General features: G+C 48.9%; 7 protein-coding genes. 1 reads left to right on the top strand and 6 read right to left on the bottom strand.

The window, feature by feature from the left end; genetic code table 11:
• Positions 1 to 62 (top strand): IS1 family transposase (locus OGX92_RS23485; protein WP_071528444.1); only part of this gene is annotated, 62 nt, incomplete at its 5' end.
• A 157-nt stretch (positions 63 to 219) separates the two neighbouring features.
• Here the strand turns inward: OGX92_RS23485 and sitD are convergent.
• The 6 genes from sitD to OGX92_RS15765 all read right to left on the bottom strand — a co-directional run bounded on the left by sitD (position 220) and on the right by OGX92_RS15765 (position 5,664).
• Positions 220 to 1,071: an iron/manganese ABC transporter permease subunit SitD gene (gene sitD, locus OGX92_RS15790; RefSeq protein WP_032944764.1), complete on the bottom strand. Its 852-nt coding sequence runs from the start codon at positions 1,069 to 1,071 to the stop codon at positions 220 to 222.
• The gene (gene sitC / locus OGX92_RS15785; RefSeq protein WP_008785642.1) at positions 1,068 to 1,925 is read right to left on the bottom strand and encodes an iron/manganese ABC transporter permease subunit SitC; all 858 of its coding nucleotides are present in this window, start codon (positions 1,923 to 1,925) and stop codon (positions 1,068 to 1,070) included. The genes sitD and sitC overlap by 4 nt, the downstream gene beginning before the upstream one ends.
• 2 nt (positions 1,926 to 1,927) lie before the next feature.
• Positions 1,928 to 2,743, bottom strand: coding sequence for an iron/manganese ABC transporter ATP-binding protein SitB (gene sitB, locus OGX92_RS15780; RefSeq protein ID WP_003825870.1), 816 nt, complete (start codon positions 2,741 to 2,743; stop codon positions 1,928 to 1,930).
• Positions 2,740 to 3,657, bottom strand: coding sequence for a metal ABC transporter substrate-binding protein (locus OGX92_RS15775; RefSeq protein ID WP_286586785.1), 918 nt, complete (start codon positions 3,655 to 3,657; stop codon positions 2,740 to 2,742). The genes sitB and OGX92_RS15775 overlap by 4 nt, the downstream gene beginning before the upstream one ends.
• 182 nt (positions 3,658 to 3,839) lie before the next feature.
• Complete coding sequence (locus tag OGX92_RS15770; protein ID WP_003825874.1) at positions 3,840 to 4,613, bottom strand: SGNH/GDSL hydrolase family protein; 774 nt, start codon at positions 4,611 to 4,613, stop codon at positions 3,840 to 3,842.
• 10 nt (positions 4,614 to 4,623) lie between these two features.
• Positions 4,624 to 5,664, bottom strand: a complete 1,041-nt coding sequence (locus tag OGX92_RS15765; protein ID WP_125112826.1) for a porin — start codon at positions 5,662 to 5,664, stop codon at positions 4,624 to 4,626.
• Between the last annotated feature and the right edge of the window lie 336 nt (positions 5,665 to 6,000).

The following is a 6,000-nucleotide window of genomic DNA, read 5'->3' as shown; positions in this document are numbered from 1 at the left end:
AATCGGTGGAGCTGCATGACAAAGTCATCGGGCATTATCTGAACATAAAACACTATCAATAAGTTGGAGTCATTACCCTAATGTGATAGTGACTATCTGATTATTAAATAGCGCTGGTAAATATGGCATGGTTTCAGAACGGGGCATTTGTTCAGGACGCTGGGAATATTGTCATTACGTATTCTAATAACGATAGTGGGCATATCACTGCCCACTCCGTTAGAGGTCGTATTGCTGGCGTCGCCGTTCTAAACGACGGTCGCGCAGGGTGGAATAAATAAAGGTCATCACAAACAGTAGTGAAAATAGTACGACGATGGTGGGGGCCGGTGCACTGTCGATGAAAAAAGACAGGTACACGCCCATAAACGAGGTAACGACCGACATAATCACCGCCAGCCACAAGGCGTGGGAAAATTTCCGCGTCATTAAAATCGCAATGGCGCCAGGCGCAATCAGTAAGGAGATCGACAAAATAATCCCTACTGATTTTAGCGTGGCGACAATCGTCAGGGCGATCATGCACAGCAGGCCGTAATGTAGCAGTGCAGTGTTAAGCCCACTGGCCTTTGCCTGATGCGGGTCGAACGCATGCAGCAGCAGATCTTTCCACTTAAGCCCAATAATAAGCGCTATCCCAAGCGTAATAACCGCGGTTTGTATGATGTCGCTGAACGATACGCCCAGCATGTCGCCGAACAGAATATGATCGAGATGGACCTCTGACTGGATAGAGACGTACAGCACCAGTCCTGCACCAAACATGCCGGAAAAGACGATTCCCATCAGGGTATCGCGTTTGATGCGGCTGTTATCGTCGAGATAACCCGTCGCCACCGCACAGAACAGCCCGGCGATAAATGCGCCAATTGCCAGTGGGATGCCCGCAATCCACGCCAGTACAATTCCCGGGAAAACCGCGTGGCTCATTGCATCGCCCATCAGAGCCCAGCCTTTGAGTACTAAAAATACAGACAGCAGCGCGCAGGGCACGGCGACAATGGTGGAGATGACCAGCGCATTGACCATAAAACCAAACTGAAAGGGTTCCAGCAGCGTTGTTAAGATCATACTGACTCCTTGTTCACCAGACGGGCGCGGCGGCGATTCGCCAGCAGACCGTGTTTTGGCGCGAAGACAAATGCCAGCAGGAACAGCAGCGTTTGCAGAACGACAATAATTCCGCCGGTTGCACCGTCCAGCCAGTAGCTCAGCCAGGCGCCGAAAAAGCTGGTCAGGCTGCCAATAGCTACGGCGATAGTGAGCAGGCGTGGAAAACGATCGGTCAGCAGCCAGGCCGTTGCACCTGGCGTAACCACCAGGCAAATCACCAGAAATGCGCCGACGGTTTGCAGCGCGGCGACTGTGGAAACGGAGAGCAGCGTAAAAAATAACAGCTTCAACCGGCCCGGGTTCAGACCGATAGAGCGCGCGTGGTTTTCATCAAAAAAAACCACCATCAGATCTTTCCACTTCAAAAACAGGATGGTTAGCGAAATAACCCCGATGATGGCCAGTTGTAGAATATCTTCTGGCGCAATCGCCAGCACGTTGCCGAGAATAATGGTCTGAATGTTCACCGACATCGGATTGAGCGACACCATAAACAGCCCGATACCGAAAAAAGACGAAAAAATCAGTCCGATAATCGCATCTTCCTTCAGGCGCGAACGTTGATTAAGAAACAGCATACTGCCCGCCGCCAGTCCGCCGGAAAGGAATGCGCCAAGCGCGAAGGGAAGCCCTAACATATAAGCGCCTGCCACGCCCGGAACGATAGAATGCGACAGCGCATCGCCAATCAGCGACCAGCCTTTGAGCATCAGATAGCAGGAGAGAAACGCACACAGGCCGCCGACCATCGCCGAGACCCACATGGCGTTGAGCATGTACTGGTAGCCAAACGGCTCCGTTAGCCAGTTCATGGTTATTCCCCCTCGTTTGCCGTGCGTCGCGAAATAAACGGGCGTTCATCATCGGTAATCACGTGCTGTTCACCGCCGCTCAGCGCAACGTGACGCAGTACGCCGCTGAATGCCAGTTCAAGATTCTCGGGGGTAAAGGTGGTTTCGGTGGGGCCACTTGCCAGCACCGTGCCCTTAATCATCACCGTGTAATCACAAAACTCAGTGACGGATCCCAAATTATGGGTAGAGACCAGCATGGTTCGACCCTCATCACGCAGTTCACGCAGCAGGTCGATGATCCGGGCCTCGGTTTTTACATCCACACCGGTAAAGGGTTCATCCAGTAAAATAACCTGTCCGTCCTGTGCGATGGCCCTTGCCAGAAAAACACGCTTTTTCTGCCCACCGGACAGTTCACCTATCTGACGATGGCGATAATCCAGCATATCAACCCGCGCCAGCGCCGCATCTACGCAGGCGTGGTCAATTTGTTTTGGTCGACGCAGCCAGCCCATATGGCCAAAGCGTCCCATCATCACCACATCTTCCACCAGTACCGGAAACGACCAGTCCACCTCTTCTGACTGGGGGACATAGGCGATCAGATTCTGTTTGAGCGCCTTATTTACCGGCTGTTGCAGAATTGAGATTTCCCCCTGCGCCAGGCGGACAAAACCCATCAGCGCTTTAAAAAGCGTTGATTTTCCTGAACCGTTTACGCCGACCAGAGCGGCAATTGAGCCGCCCGGAACCTGAAAAGTGGCGTCCCGCAATGCGGTATGACCGTTGCGATACGTCACCGTAACCTGATTTACGGTAATCGCAGAGTGACTCATGGTTGGCTCTCCAGACCCTTGTTGATGCCGTTAACAATGGTTTGCGTGGTGACGCGCAGTAAATCCAGATAGGTCGGTACCGGACCGTCGGCTGCACTGAGCGAATCGACATACAGCACGCCGCCGTAATGTGCGCCAGACTCACGGGCAACCTGACGCGCAGGTTTGTCGGACACGGTGCTTTCGCTAAATACCGTTGGGATATGATGCGCTCTGATGGCATCGATAACCTTGCGTACCTGCTTGGGCGTACCTTGCTGATCGGCATTGATCGGCCACAGATACAGCTCCTTGAGATTGTTATCTCGAGCTAAATAAGAGAATGCGCCTTCGCTGGTGACCAGCCAGCGTTTATCAGCAGGGAGCTTTGCCAGTTCTGTATGCAGTGGCGCCAGAGTCTGCTGGATTTTCGCTTTATAATTCTGTGCATTATTCTGGTAAGTTGCGGCATTGTCCGGATCGTATTTGATCAGCGCATCACGAATGTTATCCACGTAGATAAGCGCGTTCTCCGCTGACATCCAGGCGTGCGGGTTTGGTTTACCGTTGTACGGCCCTTCGCTGATGCCCATTGGTTGCACGCCGTTTGAGACCATCACTTCCGGTACGCCGGACAAATTTTGGTAGAAGCGGGCAAACCATAGTTCGAGGTTAAGGCCGTTGGAGAGAATAAGCTGTGCGCCTTGCGCCCGTTTAATATCGCCTGGAGTTGGTTGATATTCGTGAATTTCAGCACCCGGTTTGGTGATAGAACTAACGTCCACCGCGTCGCCTGCCACATTGCTTGCCATATCGGCAATCACCGTAAAGGTGGTTACCACTTTGAATTTTTCTTTCGCCCAGGCGGGTGACAGCGTCAGCGCTGTTAACACGCTGGCAAGGAGAAATGACTTCAGATGGGGCAGATGCGGCATAGTATCCCTCGCAACAAAGTGGTTAATTTATCATCGAATATAGCCTTTGCTATGTTATATAGCACATGGCATAAACAAATGAAAATAATTCTTATTTGCGTAGGTTGCTAAGGAATAGACGGGGGATAATGTATTTTACGCCGGCACGATTGCCGGCGTGTTGGGGATGAATAACCCGGTGATTATGACTTTTGGAACTCAGTAACGGTTTCCCATGCTACCTGTTGTAACGCTTTGGCGGTGGCAGGGGTCATGTCCGTATCAACAGGAAGCGCGCCGCCGACCGGAGACTGGTTATACAGGGTGGCGAAGAATACGCAAGCGGCGAGATACGTTCCAGAAATAGAAGGGTGGACACCATCATGATAATACAGGTTGATTTCCGGATGGGTCTTGCGCGCTTTCTCGAAAGCAAGACCTACCGGAGCCACATATCCCCCCGTTTTCTGCGCAATCGAGATATAAGCATCCGCCAGCTTTTGGCTATCTTCGGGTTTAGCTTTCTTCGGCCAGGTCATGAAATAGACAACTTTTGCACCTGCTTTATGCGCCATCTCAGCCATTTGGGTTGCAGAGTCAACGAAATTTTGCCGGGTACTTTCTTTCTTTGAAATTGTTTCTGTGGAGTTCCCCTGTAATACCACTACATCCCATTTCTGTAACGTGTTCTGGTAGCGCATATTCTCAATTTGCCAGCCTAAATGACCGCTGGAAATCGTGATCCCCCGATATTTATAGCCTTTGGCATGGTCAGGCAATAAAGACTGCGTCAAATCCCGTAATCGGGTATTGATATTATTATTATAGAACGTGAACGAGTTTCCATAAAGCGCGACGATTTTATTCTCGCCATCCATTTTAGCATGTGCGGAAGGCGCTAATAACGTATCCGCGTGAGCGCAGATACTGCTCAGTGCCAGGGCCGTTGCTGCAGCAAGTAAAGTTATCTTTTTCATCGATTATCTCTTAGAAGTCGTAACGGAGTCCAACGATGAGCGCATCATCATTGGTTTTTTTGTTCTTACTGGCGAATTCTTTATCGTAAGTAAATGATAACCACGTATCCTCAGCTAATGTTAATTGCGCTTCAGCACGCCAGTCTTCTTTTTCAGCGATATCTTTACCATCTTCATTTAGAAAACTATATCCGGTGAGAACCTTGACGGTGCCAAATTTGTAGGAAATAAGTGAATCCATCCCTTTATAATTATTATCACTTTTGTTATCGCGAGAAATAGAAGTACGCAATGCGGTTACCGCGACTTCATAGGCTTTATAGCTGAGTTGTAATCCTCCCATAATTTGATCGTTTTGATTACGCCCATCGGTGGTCACTACGCCATCCTGTCGTTTGTAACGACTGGCCGCGAGTGCTGGTGTAATTCTAAAATCACCAAATTTGAAAGACTTACGATAGCTGGCCATCGCGCCGTAATCCAGGGCTTCGTTATCGCTGTTGCCATTACCGGAAACCCATGCCAGCTGAATTTCATTTCCGGCAAATTTGGCGTTCCACTGAACGGTGCCATCCTGTCGGTTGAACTGGTATGAATCATCAATGGTTGTAATGCCATAGCTGTAGATATTGGGAGTGAAGTTTTTGTACTTATCGGTCATTTTCATTACCTGATATAACGGGTTTTTGGTTCTCCCGGTGATCAGTTCACCCCATGTTTTATTTGACAGACCGACATAGGAATAACGGGCCTCCATATCGCTTTCACCGGTATTGTTATCATTTTTTTCGGTACGTACCTGCCATTCCAGGCGACCCACGATTTTGGTATCTGGCAGAATATCCAGATCTCGGGTGAGGTAAATACCTACACGGCCACCCAGATCGCTTCGGCTTTCACTGCCAGCAAATGAATTCTGGCCACTTGCTATTTTTCCCTCAACGCGGCCATAGATATCCAGCGTATTTCCATCCTTATTATAGACATTTAAGGCGAACGCCGAGGAACTCATACCCATTAGTAATATTAGTGAATAGTTTTTTAGCTTCATGTCATCCCTCAAACCAGCATTAGTTTCCTGACCATAAAATAAAGTTCACAGCGGGATAATTGTTTGTGGAAAAGGAATGTCAGCGGTATGGGAATTATTTTTTCTCGTAATGAAATGTGATTATTCACGCATAAATATCACTAATTTCACTATTGTATTAATGGTTCTTATATTTAATGTGCATTTTTGTTGAAATATTACGCCTGTTTGGAATGTAATTCGCAAATTACTGTGAAGTACATCGCATTTCTACTTGATGGAAAAAATGAAAATGGGAATATTGTATTCTCATAGCCGTTTTTGGGGTGGGAATACTATTTTCCCCTATAATCTGGA

Source organism: Citrobacter sp. Cpo089 (assembly GCF_030332695.1).
Lineage (GTDB): Bacteria > Pseudomonadota > Gammaproteobacteria > Enterobacterales > Enterobacteriaceae > Citrobacter > Citrobacter portucalensis.
Note: the sequence above shows the minus strand (reverse complement) of the source record. Positions and strands in the feature narration are given on the sequence as shown.